This window comes from Kitasatospora sp. NPDC008115 (genome assembly GCF_042957205.1).
Classification (GTDB): Bacteria; Actinomycetota; Actinomycetes; order Streptomycetales; family Streptomycetaceae; genus Kitasatospora.
Genome location: NZ_JBIBHU010000021.1, coordinates 107,659 through 125,203, shown reverse-complemented (window position 1 = coordinate 125,203; position 17,545 = coordinate 107,659). Strand labels below are relative to the sequence as shown.

Annotated in this window: 16 protein-coding genes; 10 read left to right on the top strand and 6 right to left on the bottom strand. The window is 73.4% G+C overall.

The window, feature by feature from the left end; translation table 11 throughout:
• The first annotated feature begins 261 nt into the window (after positions 1 to 261).
• Positions 262 to 1,170 (top strand): sensor histidine kinase, encoded by a 909-nt coding sequence (locus ACFZBX_RS25255; RefSeq protein WP_391536062.1) that lies wholly within the window; start codon positions 262 to 264, stop codon positions 1,168 to 1,170.
• Between the two features lie 124 nt (positions 1,171 to 1,294).
• The gene (locus tag ACFZBX_RS25250) at positions 1,295 to 1,951 is read left to right on the top strand and encodes a response regulator (RefSeq protein ID WP_391536061.1); all 657 of its coding nucleotides are present in this window, start codon (positions 1,295 to 1,297) and stop codon (positions 1,949 to 1,951) included.
• Between the two features lie 21 nt (positions 1,952 to 1,972).
• On the opposite strand, the gene ACFZBX_RS25245 is transcribed toward ACFZBX_RS25250, so the two are convergent.
• Together ACFZBX_RS25245 and ACFZBX_RS25240 are read right to left on the bottom strand one after the other, a co-directional pair.
• Entirely contained in the window at positions 1,973 to 2,242 is a 270-nt protein-coding gene (locus tag ACFZBX_RS25245; RefSeq protein WP_391536060.1) for a hypothetical protein, read from the bottom strand.
• Between the two features lie 173 nt (positions 2,243 to 2,415).
• Positions 2,416 to 3,417: a medium chain dehydrogenase/reductase family protein gene (locus ACFZBX_RS25240; protein ID WP_391536059.1), complete on the bottom strand. Its 1,002-nt coding sequence runs from the start codon at positions 3,415 to 3,417 to the stop codon at positions 2,416 to 2,418.
• Positions 3,418 to 3,599: 182 nt separating this feature from the next.
• Here ACFZBX_RS25240 and ACFZBX_RS25235 point away from each other — a divergent pair, with 182 nt between their 5' ends.
• Positions 3,600 to 4,229: a TetR/AcrR family transcriptional regulator gene (locus ACFZBX_RS25235; protein ID WP_391536058.1), complete on the top strand. Its 630-nt coding sequence runs from the start codon at positions 3,600 to 3,602 to the stop codon at positions 4,227 to 4,229.
• A 323-nt stretch (positions 4,230 to 4,552) separates the two neighbouring features.
• Here the strand turns inward: ACFZBX_RS25235 and ACFZBX_RS25230 are convergent, their stop codons facing one another.
• Positions 4,553 to 5,269 carry a DUF4386 domain-containing protein gene (locus ACFZBX_RS25230; protein ID WP_391536057.1) on the bottom strand — a complete coding sequence of 239 codons (717 nt, stop codon included), beginning with the start codon at positions 5,267 to 5,269 and terminating at the stop codon, positions 4,553 to 4,555.
• Positions 5,270 to 5,400: 131 nt separating this feature from the next.
• Here ACFZBX_RS25230 and ACFZBX_RS25225 point away from each other — a divergent pair, with 131 nt between their 5' ends.
• Positions 5,401 to 5,916, top strand: a complete 516-nt coding sequence (locus ACFZBX_RS25225) for a MarR family winged helix-turn-helix transcriptional regulator (protein WP_391536056.1) — start codon at positions 5,401 to 5,403, stop codon at positions 5,914 to 5,916.
• Between the two features lie 76 nt (positions 5,917 to 5,992).
• On the opposite strand, the gene ACFZBX_RS25220 is transcribed toward ACFZBX_RS25225, so the two are convergent.
• From ACFZBX_RS25220 to ACFZBX_RS25210, 3 genes are all read right to left on the bottom strand, one after another.
• Entirely contained in the window at positions 5,993 to 7,186 is a 1,194-nt protein-coding gene (locus ACFZBX_RS25220) for an RtcB family protein (protein ID WP_391536055.1), read from the bottom strand.
• A gap of 335 nt (positions 7,187 to 7,521) precedes the next feature.
• Entirely contained in the window at positions 7,522 to 8,889 is a 1,368-nt protein-coding gene (locus ACFZBX_RS25215) for a M16 family metallopeptidase (protein ID WP_391536106.1), read from the bottom strand.
• A gap of 20 nt (positions 8,890 to 8,909) precedes the next feature.
• Positions 8,910 to 10,265, bottom strand: coding sequence for a M16 family metallopeptidase (locus ACFZBX_RS25210; RefSeq protein ID WP_391536054.1), 1,356 nt, complete (start codon positions 10,263 to 10,265; stop codon positions 8,910 to 8,912).
• 261 nt (positions 10,266 to 10,526) lie between these two features.
• Here ACFZBX_RS25210 and ACFZBX_RS25205 point away from each other — a divergent pair, with 261 nt between their 5' ends.
• The 6 genes from ACFZBX_RS25205 (at position 10,527) to ACFZBX_RS25180 (ending at position 17,494) form a co-directional block, all read left to right on the top strand.
• The gene (locus ACFZBX_RS25205; protein ID WP_391536053.1) at positions 10,527 to 12,977 is read left to right on the top strand and encodes a DNA topoisomerase (ATP-hydrolyzing) subunit A; all 2,451 of its coding nucleotides are present in this window, start codon (positions 10,527 to 10,529) and stop codon (positions 12,975 to 12,977) included.
• Between the two features lie 179 nt (positions 12,978 to 13,156).
• Positions 13,157 to 13,450: a WXG100 family type VII secretion target gene (locus ACFZBX_RS25200; RefSeq protein WP_391536052.1), complete on the top strand. Its 294-nt coding sequence runs from the start codon at positions 13,157 to 13,159 to the stop codon at positions 13,448 to 13,450.
• A gap of 33 nt (positions 13,451 to 13,483) precedes the next feature.
• The gene (locus ACFZBX_RS25195; protein ID WP_391536051.1) at positions 13,484 to 14,788 is read left to right on the top strand and encodes a hypothetical protein; all 1,305 of its coding nucleotides are present in this window, start codon (positions 13,484 to 13,486) and stop codon (positions 14,786 to 14,788) included.
• A 10-nt stretch (positions 14,789 to 14,798) separates the two neighbouring features.
• Complete coding sequence (locus ACFZBX_RS25190) at positions 14,799 to 15,836, top strand: hypothetical protein (RefSeq protein ID WP_391536050.1); 1,038 nt, start codon at positions 14,799 to 14,801, stop codon at positions 15,834 to 15,836.
• Between the two features lie 51 nt (positions 15,837 to 15,887).
• Positions 15,888 to 16,562, top strand: coding sequence for a hypothetical protein (locus ACFZBX_RS25185; protein ID WP_391536049.1), 675 nt, complete (start codon positions 15,888 to 15,890; stop codon positions 16,560 to 16,562).
• A gap of 23 nt (positions 16,563 to 16,585) precedes the next feature.
• Entirely contained in the window at positions 16,586 to 17,494 is a 909-nt protein-coding gene (locus ACFZBX_RS25180; RefSeq protein WP_391536048.1) for a sucrase ferredoxin, read from the top strand.
• Positions 17,495 to 17,545 lie beyond the last annotated feature (51 nt).

Sequence of the window (17,545 nt, the reverse complement as noted above, 5' to 3'; positions counted from 1 at the left end):
CACATGGGTGCAACCAAGTGTCCGAATCCGTCGGGGCCCCCTCACCGACCCGGCTCTCCCACCCTTGCGCCCCCTGCAACGGCGCGCCTAAGGTCTTGTTCCGGGTGAATTGGGATCGCGGCATTGGAACGCACGACGGACCGATAGCGAGGGGTCCGTCGTGCCGTTTTTCGGAGATGCCTGAGGAATTCCACTTCCCCGCGCCAGGAAACGCCCGTGCACAGTGGATCAGACGCGAGCGACGGGGGGATCTCAGGAACCATGCTGGAACAGATAATAAAATCCTCCGGCAGGGCCGACCGAAGACCGACCAACCTGGCCACGGGCGACGCGGCGGCGCCCGCCCCACGCGGTGAACGGAACACCTCCGACCGGATCGGCCGCCTGGTGAGCACCCTGCTGGGACTCGCCACCGGCCTCGGCGCGGCCGGCCTGCCACCCGTCCAGAGACGCCGGCCGGTACCCGCCACGGCCGCGCCCCCGGGCGCCGACACGGAGTCCGGCTGTCCGGACGCCGCCGCCCGACTCGACGAACGACGCCGCCTCAGGCGGGAGTTGCACGACTCGCTGGCTCCCCGGCTGGCCGCCCTGCACATGCGGATGGAGCTGGCGGGCCTCGATCTGAGCGACGACGCCGAGCAGGCACCGGCCCTGCTGGCGCAGGCCCGGGAGGACATCAGCACCGCCATCGCGGACGTCCGCCAGGTGATCCGGAACCTCGACCGGTCCGGGCCCGGGACCGCGGAGTCCGCCGGAACCCTTCGTCAGTTCCTGGACCGCCAGGTCCATGTTTTCGAGCAGGCCGGGGCGGGCCGGCTGCGGTTCGTCACGGAGCTTCCGACGGTCCTGGACGATTTCCCGGCCGACGTCCAGACCGAATTGAAGAAGATCTCCGGCGAGGCCGTCGCCAATGTCGCCCGGCACGCGCGGGCGTCGGTCTGCCGGATCTCCGCCTCGGTCGGCAGCGGCGGTCTCAACCTGTCGATCGAGGATGACGGGATCGGCATTTCCGCGGACGCCGTCGGAGGAATCGGACTTCCGTCGATGTGCGTCCGCACCAGAGAACTCGGCGGCGTTTTCTCGGTGGCCGCCCGGACCCCGCACGGCACCGCGGTCCGGGTCCGGCTGCCGCACTCGGCGCTGGCCGACGGCACCGGCCGGCTCGGCTGACCCCGCTCCCGGTCCCCTCCCGCCCCTTCCCCGGCCGAGGCGGGTTCCGTGCCCGACCGACCCGTCTGCGCACCCGGTCCCCCGCACGTTCCCCGCGTTCCCTCACCCATCCCTAGGAGCCCCCATGGATCCGGCCGCGCCCCGAAACCTCCGCATCCTGGTCGTCGACGACCACGAGCTGTTTCGGGCGGGTTTGCGCCAACTCCTGGACCGCATCGACTCGCTGACGGTGGTCGGCGAGGCGACCGACGGGGCGGACGTGCTCTGCGCCGTCGAACGGCTGGCGCCGGACGTCGTGCTGATGGACATCGGCATGCCCGGCACCGACGGCATCGAGGCGACCCGGACCCTGCTCGCCCGCCACCCCCGGGTCGCGGTGGTGATGCTGACCGCCGACGACAACGACGACTCCATCGGCGCGGCGGTCCGGGCCGGCGCCCGGGGCTACCTGGTCAAGGGCGCCGGCCTGGACGACGTCCGCCGGGCGATCACCGCGGTCAGCCAGGGCGGGGCGCTGTTCGGCCCGGAGGCCGCCGCCCACCTGTTGGCGCAGGTCCGCCGCCCGGTCCCCGAGCGCGAGCCGTTCCCCGACCTCACCCCCCGGGAGATGGCGGTGCTCACCATGCTCGCGGACGGCCGCAACAACGCGCACATCGCCAATGAGTTCGGACTCTCGATGAAGACGGTGCGCAACTACCTCTCCCGGATCTTCAGCAAGCTCCAGGTCGCGGACCGCGCCGAGGCGGCCGTCCGGGCCCGGCGCGCCGGCCTCGGCAGCTGACCGGCCGGGCCGCCGGGCCGGTCAGCGCTCCAGCAGGTGCGCCCACAGCTCCTCCTCGCACCGGGTCAGCGGCGCGGGCCGCGCCCCAGCCCGTTCCGGGTGCCACGGCGGCACCCCCGGCGGGGGCGGCCCGTCCTGCGGCCCGCGCGCGCCCGGCAGGGCGTCGGGCGAGGTGAGCGCCCCCATCGCCAGCCCGAGCCAGATCAGCCCGTCCGCCAGGTGGCGGCCGGTGCGCCGTGCCCACCGGCGCAGCAGGAGTCGGCGGTGGGCACGGCGCAGGGCGGTTCGCATCGGAGGGCCTCCGGCGGGACGGCAGCAGGGGGAAGCGGTGCTACGGCCATCCTGCGGACCGCCCGTCCCATCGTCATGGGTCGGGAATCCCCGACACGCTGGGAACCTTTCCTGCCCCGTCCCCGGTCACCCGGCCCCGCCCCGGGGACGGAAGCGCGCCGGGCCGCATCCGTTCAGGCCGCCGGGACCAGCACGATCTTCCCGCTGACGGCCGCGCTCTCCATCGCCCGGTGCGCGTCCGCCACCTCGTCCAGCGGCATGGTGCGGCCCACCCGCGGGCTGACCCGTCCCTCCCGCAGCAGGTCCAGCACGGTCGCGAGGTCCTGCCGGTACGCGGCCGGGTGGGACTTCTCCAGGCTCCAGGCGCTGTAGAACAGCGTCCGCCTGCCGTCCGGGACGAGCTTCGGCAGCACGATGCCGCCCAGGAACCCCTGCGCGCCGGTCAGCAGGTCCCGTCGGTTGCCGCGCAGCGCGGCGTTCTGGCCGAAGCCGACCATCACGCCGCCGCGCCGCACCGCCCGGTACGAGCGCAGGAAGTGCCGGCCGCCGATCGGGTCGAAGACCGCGTCCACCGCGCCGCCCGGCAGTCCGCGCACCACCCGCAGGAAGTCCTCGGTCCGGTCGACCGGGTGCCCGCCGAGCGCCCGCACCTGCTCGGCCCGGGCGGCGGAGCAGGTGCCGTGGACGGTGACCCCGGCGAGCGCGGCCAGTTCCAGGAAGGCGGTTCCGACGCCGCCGGACGCCCCGTGCACCAGCACCGTCCCGCCGCGCCGGACCCCGGCCACCCGGTGCAGCATCTGCTGGGCGATGAAGTAGTTGAGGGCGAGCGCCGAGGCCTCCACCGGGTCGACCCCGTCGGGCAGCGCGACCAGCCGGTCGGCGGCGACGAGCGCGTACTCCGCATAGCCGCCGCTGCGCACCAGCGCGACCACCCGCCGGCCCGGTTCGGGGGCCCTGGTGCCCGGTCCGGCCCGGTCGACCACCCCCACCAGGTCGTAGCCGGGGGTGAACGGGCGCTTGGGTCCGCCGGGGATGACACCGGCACGGAGCAGAATGTCACCGTAGGAGACCCCGGCGGCGAGCACCCGGACCCTGACCTGGCCGACGGCCGGGGCCGGGAGCTCGTCGCTGGACAGCCGCAGGACCTCGGCTCCGCCGAGCCTCGGCACACTCACATGGCGATACCTCATCGTGGCCTCCGCGTGGAGAGATGTCGTTGGTGGGAGTGGCGCCGGTCCTCCGCGGGAGCGGGAACGGGAGACGGTCCGTGCCGGACCGTTCCCTGCCCCCGTATTTTTATATAGACTGAGTGTACAATGAATGTCATAGCACCCGCCTCAGGAGACGTCAACAGCCCATGAGCCCACGCCAGTACCGAGCCGGCCAACGCCAGGTAGCCGCCGAACAGACCCGCACCCGCATTCTGGAGGCGGCCTGCGAGCTGCTGACCGGGGAGAAGGGCCCGGCCTCGTTCAGCATGGACGCCGTCGCCAAGACCGCCGGAGTGGCGCGGATGACCGTCTACTACCAGTTCGACTCGAAGACCGGCCTGCTGGAGGCGCTCTTCGACGACCTGGCCCAGCGCGGCGGAATGGCCAGGATGCCCGCCGCGTTCATGGCGCCCAGCGGCCGGGAGGCGCTCACCGCCGTCCTGGACGTGCTCACCGGCTTCTACGCCTCCGGCCGGATCGCCCTGCGGCGGCTGCGCGGCCTCGGCATCCTCGACCCGGAGCTCGACACCGCCCTGCAGAGCCGCGGCGAGCGGCGGCGCGGCGGCCTCCAGGTGGTGCTGGGCCGGCTGCTCGCCGACCGCGACGCGGAGGTGGGCGAGGCCGAACTCGACGAGCTGGTGGAGCTGCTCTTCATGCTGACCAGCTTCGAGACCTTTGACCTGCTGGCCGGCCCGGACGGCGACAGCGGGGCGGTCGCCCGCCGGATCGAGGAGCTGATTCTCGCCGTTCTCGACCGCCGGCTCCCGGCCGCCTGACGACGGGAGGCCTTCCCGCGAACGCCGGGCCGCCCCGCGTTCCCGCCCCCGGCACGACAGCCTGACGCACCACCCGTTGGTGCGGCGACCCCCCTCCGATCGCCGCACGACGGCCGGCGGCGCGGCGGCCTTCCTCCCCAGGACACCGCCGCGCCGCCTTCCCTTTTCCTCACGGGCGCAGCGGCCCGTTCGGTCGCGACCGGTCCGCCGCGCCTCCCGGCGCCGCGCCCCGTCGCCCTCCCCCGGCCGGGACGGCCCCGCCCCGGAGCACCACCAACGGGGCCCGGGCCGTCACCGCACCGGAGCAGTCACCAGGTCCCGCCTCAGACGGGCTCCACCTCCGGCTCGTAGCCGGCGGAGCGGCGCGGGGGACGCTGCTTCGGCAGGATCGCACTGGCCGCGATCAGCCAGATCAGACCGCCGAAGCGGGCGATCGGCAGGAAGAGGCCGAGGCTGGTGGAGAGCAGCGCCAGGGTGCCGAGCACCCCGACCCCGGCGAGCACCAGACCGGCCCAGGCGAAGCCCTTGGGCCCGAAGCCGAGCAGCAGCATCGGCACCGCCACGCCGGCCAGCATCACCGCGAACGGGACGACGTGCCCGGGGCCGCCGGAGGCGAAGGTGAGGTCCGCCAGCGAACGGGCCAGCGGCGCGTCGCCGAGGTCACCGGCCCGGGAGGCGGTCCAGACGGTCAGCCCGCACAGCGCCATCGACGTGGCGGAGAGCACCCCGGAGACCAGCGCGATGCCGGGGCCGGGTGCGGCCACCCCGAGCCGGCGCAGCCGCTGGTAGGCGATCGCGGCCCAGACCGCGAGCGGGACCGAGGCGCCGAACTGCAGCGTTCCGGCGACCTTCGCGGCGGTCGCGTGATCCTGGTAGTAGGCGAGCGTGTCGGCCGCCGAGTCGGTGGGCAGCGGGGTCTGCCGGGCCAGCACGATGGACACCACCATCAGTGCCGCGAACGCCACTGCGGGCAGCAGCAAGGGGGGTCCCGACTGCCGGCGCCGGGCGGAGGCGGCCGGCACCGCGGATGTCGTGGTCATGGGGGCGCTCCAGTCGAGGCGGATCGTTCGGGGGCGAGGGGCGGCGCCGGACGGATCGACACCGGCGCCGGTAGTTCCAGATCCAGAATAGTTCACCCCGGGACATCATTGTCCACTGCTATCGTGTTTTCATGACCGAAACTCCCGACCCCGCCCCGATCCCGCACACGGGCCCGCCGGGAGCCCAGGTCGCCTTCCTCCTCTCCCAGTTGGGCGAACACGCGAGCCAGGCCTTCGCCCGGAGGGTCGCCGAGCTGGACCTCACCCCGGCCCAGGCCGGTCTGCTCCGGACGGTCGCGCTCGCCCCCGGCCGGCACCAGCAGGAGCTGGCCCGGCGGCTCGGCATGTCCCCCAGCCGGTTCGTGGCCTTCGTCGACGCCATCGAGGCGCGCGGCCTGGTCGAGCGCCGGCGCAACCCCAAGGACCGCCGGTTCCAGGACCTCTACCTCGCGCCCAAGGGCGAGGAGGCGATGCGCGGGCTTGCCGAGGCGGCGTTCGCCCACGAGGAGGCCATCTGCACGGGCCTCGACCCGCAGGAACGTATAGCCCTGGCAGAGCTGCTGCGCCGGGTCGCCGAGGCCCAGCACCTCACCGCCGGAGTGCACCCCGGCTACCGGCGGCTCGACCCCGGGCGCGACGAGGCCTGAGCACGCCGAAGCCCCCGGCCGGACGGCCGGGGGCTCGAAACGGGGCTTCGCGTGCGGGAGTTCGCGTGCGGGGGCCTCAGCCCTTGACGCAGACCACCTGCTTCAGGTGCGCCACGACCTCGACCAGGTCCCGCTGCTGCTCGATCACCTTCTCGATCGGCTTGTACGCGCCGGGGATCTCGTCCACCACGCCCGCGTCCTTGCGGCACTCCACGCCCTTGGTCTGCTCGGCCAGGTCGGCCGTGGTGAACCGCTTCTTCGCGGCGTTGCGGCTCATCTTCCGGCCCGCGCCGTGCGAGGCCGAGTTGAACGACGCCTCGTTGCCCAGCCCGCGGACGATGTACGACCCGGTGCCCATCGAGCCCGGGATGATCCCGTAGTCGCCGGCCCCGGCCCGGATCGCGCCCTTGCGGGTGACCAGCAGGTCGACGCCGTCGTAGCTCTCCTCCGACACGTAGTTGTGGTGGCAGCTGATCACCTCGTCGAAGGCGACCTTCGCCCGCGGGAACTCCCGCCGCACCACGTCCTGGAACAGCGCCATCATCAGCGCCCGGTTGCGCTTGGCGTACTCCTGCGCCCAGAAGAGGTCCTGCCGGTACGCGGCCATCTGCGGGGTGTCCGCGACGAACACCGCGAGGTCACGGTCGATCAGGCCCTGGTTGTGCGGCAGCGACTGGGCCACGCCCATGTGGTGCTCCGCCAGCTCCTTGCCGATGTTGCGCGAGCCGGAGTGCAGCATCAGCCAGACCGCGCCGGTGTCGTCGACGCACACCTCGATGAAGTGGTTGCCGCCGCCGAGCGTCGCCATCTGCTGGGCCGCCCGCTCACGGCGCCACTTCACCTCGGGCGCGACCGCGTCGAACCGCTGCCAGAAGTCGTCCCAGCCGCCGGTCGGGACGCCGTGCAGCCTCCCCGGGTCGACCGGGTCGCTGTGCAGGCCGCGGCCGACCGGGATGACCTGCTCGATCCGCGAGCGCAGCCGCGACAGGTCGTCCGGCAGGTCCTTCGCAGTGAGCGAGGTCTTCACCGCGCTCATCCCGCAGCCGATGTCCACGCCGACCGCCGCCGGGCAGACGGCGCCGCGCATGGCGATCACCGAACCCACCGTCGCGCCCTTGCCCAGGTGGACGTCGGGCATCACGGCGAGCCCGTGCAGCCAGGGCAGCGAGCTGATGTTGCGCAGCTGCTGCATCGCCTGGCCCTCGACGGTGGCCGGGTCGGTCCACATCCGGATCGGAACGCGGACGCCGGGTACCTCGGTGTACGACATGGTTCAACGACCTCCAAGGTCGGATGGTTCAAGCCTAGGCGGGGCACGCGCCCCGGAGGGATGCCGCGCGAAGGGACCCGGCGCGACGCGGGGATGTCTGGGGTGGGCGGCGCTCAGGCGGCCAAGGGGCATCGGGAGGACAGTCTCGGGGAGCGCCTGATGGCCTGCTGCTCGACCCGCATGGTGACCGCCTCCTCTCCGTGTGTACCGGTGCCGGGGGATATCTACCCACGCACCGCCGCGTCGCCGCAAGGGGTTTTGGCCCCGGAACGGCGGGGACGGAAAAGGGCCCGGCGGAGCGTCGGAACGCTCCACCGGGCCCCGGGGCCCCCGGGTCAGGCGCTGATCACGGTGACCTCGCCGATGCCCAGCTCCCGCACCCGGTCCGCGAACGCCGCGGCGTCGCCGACCAGGACGGTGACCAGCCGGTCCGGCGGGAAGGCGTTGACCACGGCCTCGGTGGCGGCCGCGGTCGGCAGCTCGGCCAGCTGCCGGTAGACCTCGGCCTGGAAGTCGTCGGCCAGGTGCTGCTCGACCTGGTCGGCCAGGGTGGCGGCCACCGAGCCCGCCGTCTCGTACTTCAGCGGCGCCACGCCGACCAGGAACTGCACCGCCTCGGCGCGCTCCGCGTCGGTGAGCCCCTCGGCGGCCAGCGTGCGCAGGATGGTCCAGGTGTCGGCCAGCGCCGGGGCGGTGGAGGCGGTGTCCACCGAGCCGCTGATCGCCAGCAGGGCGCGCCCGCTGCCGTCGGCGGCCGAGCGCAGCGGCTGGGCGAAGGCCCGCACGCCGTAGGTGTAGCCCTTCTCCTCGCGCAGCACCCGGTCGAGGCGGGAGGTGAGGGTGCCGCCCAGGCAGTAGGTGCCGAGGATCTGCGCCGCCCACGCCGGGTCGTGCCGGTCCGGGCCGATCCGGCCGATCAGCAGCTGGGTCTGCACCGACCCGGGGCGGTCCACGATGATCACCCGGCCGGTGTCGTCGGCGGTCACCGGCGCGTGCGCGCTCGGCTCGGCCGGGGAGCCCTTCCAGGCGCCCAGGGTGGACTCCAGCAGGGCCGGCAGGTCGGTGCCGGTGAGGTCGCCGACCACGACGACGGTGGTGGTGGCGGGCCGCACGTGCGCCTCGTAGAAGGCCCGGACGGCGGCCCGGTCGATGGTCTTGACGGTCTCGGCGGTGCCGGCCCGCGGGCGCGACAGCCGGTCGGCGCCGTCGAACAGCTCGGCGTACATCGCCTTGGCGGCCCGCCGGGCCGGGTTGGCCTGCTCGTGCACGATCTCGTCCAGCCGGTTGGCGACCAGCCGCTCGATCTCGTCCTCCGGCAGCGCCGGGCTGCCCAGCGCGGCGGCCAGCAGGTCCAGGCCGCGGGCCAGCCGGGAGGCCGGGACCTCCAGCGAGACCCGGATGCACGGGTGGTCCGCGTGCGCGTCCAGGGTCGCCCCGGCCCGCTCCAGCTCGGCCGCGAACTCCTCGGCGGTCAGCGTGTCGGTGCCCTCGCTGAACGCCCGGGCCAGGATCGAGGCGACGCCGTCCACGCCCTCCGGCTCGGCCGCGAGCGGCGCGTCCAGCAGCACGTCGACGGCCACCAGCTGCTGGCCGGGGCGGTGGCAGTGCAGCACCGTGATGCCGTTGCCGAGCGCGGCGCGCTCCGGCGCCGGGAACGCCCACGGGCTCGGGGTGCCGGGCTGGGGCTGGGGGTGGAAGGTCATGGCGGGAACGTACTCGGTGCTCATACGGCGGCGCCCTCCTCGTCGGTCTCGGCGGTGGCAGCGGTGTCGGCGGCGGTGTCCTCGGCCGGGGTCGGCTCGTACACCAGCACCGCCCGGTTCTGCGGGTTCAGCCGCGCCGCGGCGACCTCCCGCACCTCCTCGGCGGTGACGTCGAGGACCTTGGGCAGGGCGTCGTTCAGCAGCTTGGGGTCGCCGAACAGCACGGCGAAGCGGCAGAGTTCGTCGGCGCGGCCGGCCACCGTGGTGAGCCGGTCCAGCCACTCGCGCTCGATCTGCGCCTGGGCGCGCTCCAGCTCGGCCGGGGTCGGGCCCTCGGCGGCGAACCGGGCCAGCTCCTCGTCGACGGCCGTGTCGATCTGCTCGACGGTGGCGTCGCCCGAGGTCTTGACGTCCAGCCAGCCCAGGCTCGGCGCGCCGGACAGCCGCAGCAGGCCGAAGCCGGCCGCGACGGCGGTGCGGTCCCGGCGGACCAGCCGGTTGTACAGCCGGCTCGACTCGCCGCTGCCGAGGATGGTCAGCGCCAGGTCGGCGGCGTCCGCCTCGCGGGTGCCGTCGTGCGGCAGCCGGTAGGCGGCCATCAGCGCGCGCGACGGCACGTCCTCGCGGACCAGCTCGCGCAGCTCCCGGCCGATCGACTCCGGCAGGCTGCCGTCGCGCGGCGGCTGCTTGCCGTCGTGCGAGGGGATGCTGCCGAAGTACTTCTCCACCCAGGCGACGGTCTGCTCCGGGTCGATGTCGCCGACCACCGAGAGCACCGCGTTGTTCGGCGCGTAGTAGGTGCGGAAGAACGCCCGGGCGTCCTCCAGGGTGGCCGCGTCCAGGTCGGCCATCGAGCCGATCGGGGTGTGGTGGTACGGGTGGCCGTCCGGGAAGGACAGCGCGGTCAGCTTCTCGAACGCGGTGCCGTAGGGCACGTTGTCGTACCGCTGGCGGCGCTCGTTCTTCACCACGTCGCGCTGGTTCTCCATCGACGTCTCGTCGAGGGCCGCCAGCAGCGAGCCCATCCGGTCCGCCTCCAGCCAGAGCGCGAGCTCCAACTGGTGGGCCGGCATGGTCTCGAAGTAGTTGGTGCGCTCGAAGCTGGTGGTGCCGTTGAGCGAACCGCCGGCGCCCTGGACCAGCTCGAAGTGCCCGTTGTTGGAGACGTTGGCGGAGCCCTGGAACATCAGGTGCTCGAACAGGTGGGCCAGCCCGGTGCGGCCCTTCACCTCGTGCCGGGAGCCGACGTCGTACCAGAGGCAGACCGCGGCCACCGGGGTCAGGTGGTCCTCGGAGAGGACGACGCGCAGGCCGTTGGCCAGGCGGTGCTCGGTGATGGCGATGCCTCGCTGGGAGGCGGGGGCCGGGTTGGCCATGCGCTCGGGTCCTTCCCGTCGTCGATGTCGGGGTTCGTGTGGCGTCCCCCATTGTGGTGCAACGCGCGAACACGGCGGATGTGTCCGCGCGGACGGGGCGTTCGCCAGGGGCGGAAGAGGGGCGCTGGCCGGGGCTGTCGGCGGGAGGGTCCACAATGGGGGCGCCGAGCCCTGTTGACAGAACCGCCGACAGCCCCGGCCACAACCGCGCCGACGAGACGTGGACGAGACGCAAGCGAGACGTAAGGGAGCCCCGCCGCGATGGCCCGCCGCAGTTCGCAGACCCCGCCCCCCGGAGACTTCGAGGAGCGCATCCTCGACGTCGACGTCGTGGACGAGATGCAGGGCTCGTTCCTCGAGTACGCCTACTCGGTCATCTACTCCCGGGCCCTGCCGGACGCCCGGGACGGCCTCAAGCCGGTCCACCGACGCATCCTGTACCAGGCCAACGAGATGGGCCTGCGCCCGGAGCGCGGCCACGTCAAGTGCGCCCGGCTGGTCGGCGAGGTGATGGGCCGGCTGCACCCGCACGGCGACGCCTCCATCTACGACTCGGTCGTCCGGATGGCCCAGCCGTTCTCGATGCGGCTTCCGCTGATCGACGGCCACGGCAACTTCGGCTCGCTCGGCAACGACGACCCGCCGGCCGCGATGCGCTACACCGAGTCCCGGCTCACCGCCGCCTCGATGGCCCTGGTCGAGTCGATCCACGAGGAGACCGTCGACTTCGGGCCCAACTACGACGGCAGCGAGCAGGAGCCGCTCGCGCTCCCGGCCGCCTTCCCCAACCTGCTGGTCAACGGCGCCACCGGGATCGCCGTCGGCATGGCCACCAACATGCCGCCGCACAACCTCTCCGAGGTCGTCGCCGCCGCCCGCCACCTGATCAAGCACCCGAACGCCGACCTCGACACCCTCATGCGGTTCGTCCCCGGCCCGGACCTGCCCACCGGCGGACGGATCGTCGGCCTCTCCGGCATCCGGGACGCCTACGAGTCCGGCCGCGGCACCTTCAAGATCCGCGCCACCACGACCATCGAGGCGGTCACCGCCCGCCGCAAGGGCATCGTGGTCACCGAGCTGCCGTACAACGTCGGCCCGGAGAAGGTCATCTCCAAGATCAAGGACCTGGTCAACGCGAAGAAGCTCCAGGGCATCGCGGACGTCAAGGACCTCACCGACCGCGAGCACGGCCTGCGCCTGGTCATCGAGGTCAAGAACGGCTTCGTGCCCGAGGCGCTGCTGGAGCAGCTCTACAAGCTGACGCCGATGGAGGAGACCTTCGGCATCAACAACGTGGCGCTGGTCGACGGCCAGCCGCTCACCCTGGGCCTCAAGGAGCTGCTGGAGGTCTACGTCGACCACCGCTTCGAGGTGGTCCGCCGGCGCAGCGACTTCCGCCGCCGCAAGCGCCAGGAGCGGCTGCACCTGGTCGAGGGCCTGCTGGTCGCGCTGGTCGACATCGACGAGGTCATCGCGATCATCCGCTCCAGCGACAACGCCGCCCAGGCCAAGGAGCGCCTGATGGAGCGCTTCTCGCTGTCGGAGACGCAGACCGCGTACATCCTCGACACCCCGCTGCGCCGGCTCACCCGCTTCGACCGGGTCGAGCTGGAGCAGGAGCAGGCCAAGCTGACCTCCGAGATCGCCGACCTGACCGAGATCCTGGAGTCCGACAACAAGCTGCGCAGCGTCGTCTCCAACGAACTCGGCGCCGTCGCCAAGCAGTTCGGCACCGAGCGGCGCACCGTCCTGCTGGAGGCCGGCGCCGCGCCGGCCGCCTCGCTGGCCGTCCCGCTGGAGGTCGCCGACGACCCGTGCCGGGTGCTGCTCTCCTCCACCGGCCTACTCGCCCGCACCGCCGACGGCGAGCCGTTCGAGCTGTCCGAGAAGCGCGCCAAGCACGATGTGATCGTCTCCGCGGTGCCGACCACCGCCCGCGCCGACGTCGGCGTGGTCACCTCGGCCGGCCGGGTCCTGCGGCTTGCGGTCATCGACCTGCCGGGCCTGCCGCCCACCCCCTCGCCGACGCTGGCCGGCGGCGCCGCCGTCACCGAGTTCCTCCGTCTGGAGGCCGACGAGCGGGTCCTCGCGCTGACCACCCTGGACGAGTCCTCCCCCGGCCTGGCGCTGGGCACCGCGCAGGGCGTCGTCAAGCGGGTGGTCCCCGAATGGCCCGCCAACAAGGACGAGTTCGAGGTGATCGCGCTCAAGGACGGCGACGAGGTGGTCGGCGCGGTCGAGCTGCGCACCGGCGAGGAGGACCTCGTCTTCATCGCCTCCGACGCCCAACTGCTGCGCTACCCCGCCGGACAGGTCCGCCCGCAGGGCCGCCCGGCCGGCGGCATGGCCGGCATCAAGCTCGCCGACGGCGCCCGGGTGCTCTCCTTCACCGCCGTCGACCCGGCCGCCGACGCGGTGGTCGTCTCGGTGGCCGGCGCCTCCGGCACCCTGACCGGCGAGGCCCAGTCCTCCTGGAAGGTCACCCCCTTCGAGCAGTACCCCCGCAAGGGCCGCGCCACCGGCGGCGTCCGCTGCCAGCGCTTCCTGCGCGGCGAGGACGCCCTCGCCTTCGCCTGGGCCGGCCCCGCACCCGCCCGCGCCGCCACCGCCAAGGGCGCCCCGGTCGACCTCCCCGACCGCGACCCCCGCCGCGACGGCTCCGGCACCCCCGTCACCACCCCCATCACCACCGTCGCCGGCCCCGCCTGACCCGCCTGACCCGCACCACCCCGCAGGGGCGCCGGACCCACGTCCGGCGCCCCTGCGCCATTCACCCCAACCGGAATCCCCGCGTCAACTTCCCCGAACCGGATAACCGTTCGACCTCAATGGGTTAGGTTCGCACCAGAAGTGCCCACCCACCACCGAGCCCGAACGGAGACGGACCGTTGCCCGACGACTTCAGGATCGACCTGGCCCGCATGCGCACGGTCTCCAGCCGGCTCGGCGAATGCGGCAACCGCATGAGTTCCGTCGCCAAGCGACTGGAGAACCTGGGCAAGGGCCGACAGATGGGCACCGCGCGACTCGACTCCGCCTGCAAGCAGTTCGAGGACGAGTGGCACGGCGGCATCGGCCGGATGGCCAAGCTGGCCTCCGGGCTGCGCGACGGCCTCGATGTCACGCTCAAGAACTACAGAGACCACGAGCAGGGTGTCGCCAAGGGATTCGGCGCCACCTGACGCTGACGCGCCACCGACGGGGGAACAACCACCATGAGCGACCAGAACTGGCCGGGCCTCGGCTTCTGCCCGGCCCCCGGCGATCTCGGCGCGATCGCCCAGATGTACACCGACATCGACGCGGTGGCCCGCGAACTGGAGGAGCTCCGCACCTCCCTGGCCGGCATCGGCAGCACCGGCGGCGCCTGGGAGGGCGAAGCCGCCCGCGAGTTCGCCAAGAAGCTGGGCGAACTACCGAAGTACCTGGACAAGGGCCACAAGTCGATGGCCGCCTGCTCCCTGGCCCTGAAGACCTGGCACACCCAGCTCTCCGCCATGGTCACGGCCGGCCAGGGCATGGAGACCGAGGCCGCCGAGCTGCGCCGCCGCCTGGAGTGGCAGGACAAACAGGCCGCCGACCTCGGCCGTTCCCTGGACGCCCTCGTCCGACCCGGTGCCCAGCCCCCGGCCGCCGATGTCCTGGAACGCACCCAGGCCCGGTTCGACGCCGCCCACGAGGCCAGCCTCCGCGGCCACCAGCAGCTCGACGAGGTGATCGCCCGCGCCCGCAAACAGCTCGACGACCACCGCCAGAAGGCCGAGACCGCCGCCCGCGCCGTCCAGGAGGCCTCGAAGAACCACCCGCCGGACCCCAACGTGTTCAAACGCCTGCTGGACGGCGTGCAGCACGCCTGGCAGAACTCCATCGACTTCCTGGTGGACCACGCCGACCTGCTCTCCAAGATCTCGGCCGGCCTGGCGATAGCCGCCCTGGCGATCTCCTGGATCCCCGTCATCGGCCAGGTCGGCGGAGTCGTGCTGGGAGGCGCCGCGGTGCTCACGAGCGCCGGCGCGCTGATCGGACACAGCGTCGGCAAGTCCCGCGGCAAGGACGTGTCGTGGGCGGACATCGGCCTCGACTCGCTCGGGGTCATCCCCGGTGTCGGCGCGGTCCGGGGCTTCGCCACCGCCAGCCGCACGACCACCAAGGTCCTGGGCTCGGGCGCGGTCAACAAACTGGTCCGGGCACCACTGAAGAACTTCATCGATCCCATCAAGGCGAGCAAGGGCGCCTCGGCCTCCGAGCGGGTCACGGCCGCGGGCGGCAGCCTCTTCGGCATGACCTCCAACCCGCTGACGACCAAGGGCATCGTCGCCGGCCTGACCAAGCTGGGCCATCCGGTCGACCCGCGCCTGGTCACCATCCCGGTCAAGGCCACCGGCCTCGGCTACGGGCTGTACCACCGACTGACCCGGGACGACGACGGACCTTCCACTCCGCCGCCGCCGTACGTCGGCCCAGTGCCGCAACCCGCCCCGCGCCCCTCGCCCACGCCCTTCCTCGCCGCGGTCGCCTGACGGAGATCTCATGCCCGACTACCTCTACGTCACCCTCCCCGTCTCGGGAAGCCAACTGGCGCGCGTGCCCGAGGCCGTCGAAGCGGCAGAACGGGCCAAGGCGCTCTACGGGGTCAACCTGCTGGACGACGAGGTGGCCCGCCAGGTGGTCACCGATCACCTGGCGGCCCGTCGACGCGTCGACCTGGAGTGGCACACCGAGGTCGGCGCGCTGCTCGTGCTGGGCGGGATCGTGGTGGCGGCCGTGATCGGCAGCTCCCTTGCTTCGCCGGTCCAGGCGAAGCAGGTGGCCGCGCTGGTGGCGGCGGTCCTGGCGGTTCCGGTCGGCATCACGGTCTGGGCCGTCGGGGCCGGGAAGGGGGCGAAGAAGCAGCGGAACTCCGTCCACTTCACCACCTACACCGCACTGCTGGCACGGGCCCGGAGCGCCGGGCTGGACATCCGGATCCCCGACGAGTGGTTCGACGCGGCCGATCCCGCTCCGGCTCCGGCCCTCCGCCCGCCCTCGTCCCCGGCCGTGGCACCGGCAGCGACGTCGGCCATGGCGGCGCCGGTCGACACGCCGCCGGCGCCGTCCGAGGCCGAAGGCCTCCTGGTCGTGCCCATGGGAGAACTCACCGGAAACCCGGCCCTGGTCCGCATGGCGCGCGCCCTCGGCGCGGAGCACCGGATCGACCTCCTGGACGGGCGGGCCGTGCAGGCGATGCTGACCGCGCAGCGCCGGGCCGTCCGACGCTGGAGCATCTGGGCGGGGCTCGCCATCCTGGCCGTGGTGGCGGCCGGGACCACGGCCGCCATCGGCGCGACGCTCGCCCCCGGCTCACCGGAACGCTCCTCGACGTTCGCGGCGGCCGGAGCCCTGGCGGTGGCCGCCGTCCTCGCCACCGGACCGCTCCTGCTGGCGCTCCGTTCCTGGCGGCGAAGCGGGGTCCGGTCCCAGGCCGCGGCCTATCTCGACCTCCTGGTCGAGGCCCGCCGGCACGGCGTCCTCGTCCCCGCGCCCCCCAGTTGGCTGGACACCGGCAACCGGCTCCGGAAACCGTACTGACCCACAGGCCGCCCGGCCCCGGCTCACCTGACTCCCGAAAGCCCGAACACCATGACGGACACCCTCCAGATCCGATTCGTCGTCCCACCCGCCTTCCACGACCTCCCCGTGCTCGGCACCGAGGAGCAGGTCGCCGAGCAGCTCTGGGAGGTGGTCTGCGAAGTGCTGGCCTCCGAGGGCGACGACCTGCGCGCCCAGTGGGCGACCGTGCTCGCCGAAATGATTCCGTCGATGGCCGAGGCCGGAACGATCTACGCGGGGCTCTGCCTGCTGGACGTCGAGGGCCGGCCCAGCACCGCCTCGGTCGTCGCCACCCTGTCACCACTCGGCGGGCTCGCCGCCGCGCAGGCGGTGGACGGCCTGCGGGACGGGCTCTCCCGGGCGCGGCCGCAGGCCACCGTGACCGAGCTGGCACTGCCCGCCGGGCGGGCGGTGGCGGTGATCGACGGGGTCTCCACGACGGCCGGGGAGACAACCCTGGTCACCTCGGTCATCCAGGTCCACCTGCCGCTCCCGAACGAGTCGCAGCTGCTCTCGCTGGAGCTGAGCACGCCGTGTGCCGAGGACTGGGAACTGTACTCGGAGGTCTTCGCCGGGATCGTCCGCAGTGTCCACCTGGAGTTCGCCGACCTCCCGCTGTCGGACCCCTCCCCGGACCCCTTCCCGGCTCCCGTATCCGCCCCGGCCCCCGAGATCGAGTCGAGGATACGGGCCGCCTTCGGTTGAGCGGCAAGGGTAGCCTTACCGGGGTGAGCACCTGTGCGACGTTGTCGCGTGAACTGTCCGAGCCGCTGGCCGCCACGGCCGCGACGGCGACCACCTGGTTGCTGATCGAGCAGAACGGGCCGTGGGGGGCCAAGGCGCTCGGGGAGAGCCATCTGGATCCGGCGGTCGGGCGGGCGCTGGACGGGGCGGCGGCCGGGACCGGGGTGCGGGTGGCGTTGATCCGCCGGCCCGGGCGGCACGCGGACTGCCTGCCGACGGCGCGGCACGAGGTGATCGTGGCGCACACCGTGCCGGCCCCCGGCCGCAGCTGGGTGCGCCGCCACGAGGTGTCGGACCCTGCGGAGCTGTCGGCCCTCGACTTCGCGGCGCTGGGCGCCGGCGACCACGGGGGCCTCGGCGCGCCGCACGTCGGCGGCCCGATCGCCCTGGTGTGCACCAACGGCCGGCGGGACCGCTGCTGCGCCCTGCTGGGCCGCCCCCTGGCGGCCGACCTGGCCGCCGCCGGGCACAGCGAGGTGTGGGAGGTGACCCACCTGGGCGGCCACCGCTTCTCCCCCACCATGCTGGTGCTGCCGTACGGCTACGCGTACGGCCGGCTGACCGCCGAGTCCGCCAAGGAGGTGCTGGCGGCGACCGCGTCCGGCCACATGGTGCCGGAGTGGTCGCGCGGCTGTTCCGGCTGGGAGCGCCCCGGCCAGGCGGCCGACCACGCGGTGCGGCTGGCCACCGGCGAGACCAGGGCCGACGCGCTCACCGTGGCCCAGCACCCGGACGGCGCGGGCCGCTGGCGGGTCGGGGTCCGGCACGAGGACGGCCGGAGCTGGGAGGTCCGGGTGGTCGAGGGGGTCAGCGAGCCGCCCCGCCCGGAGAGTTGCGGCAAGGCGGCGGGCTCCCCGTCCCGGATGGAGGTCGCCTCCCTCCGGGAGCTGTGACGTGACGTGCGACGACCCCCGGCGGATGCCCGCCGGGGGTCGTTCGTCACC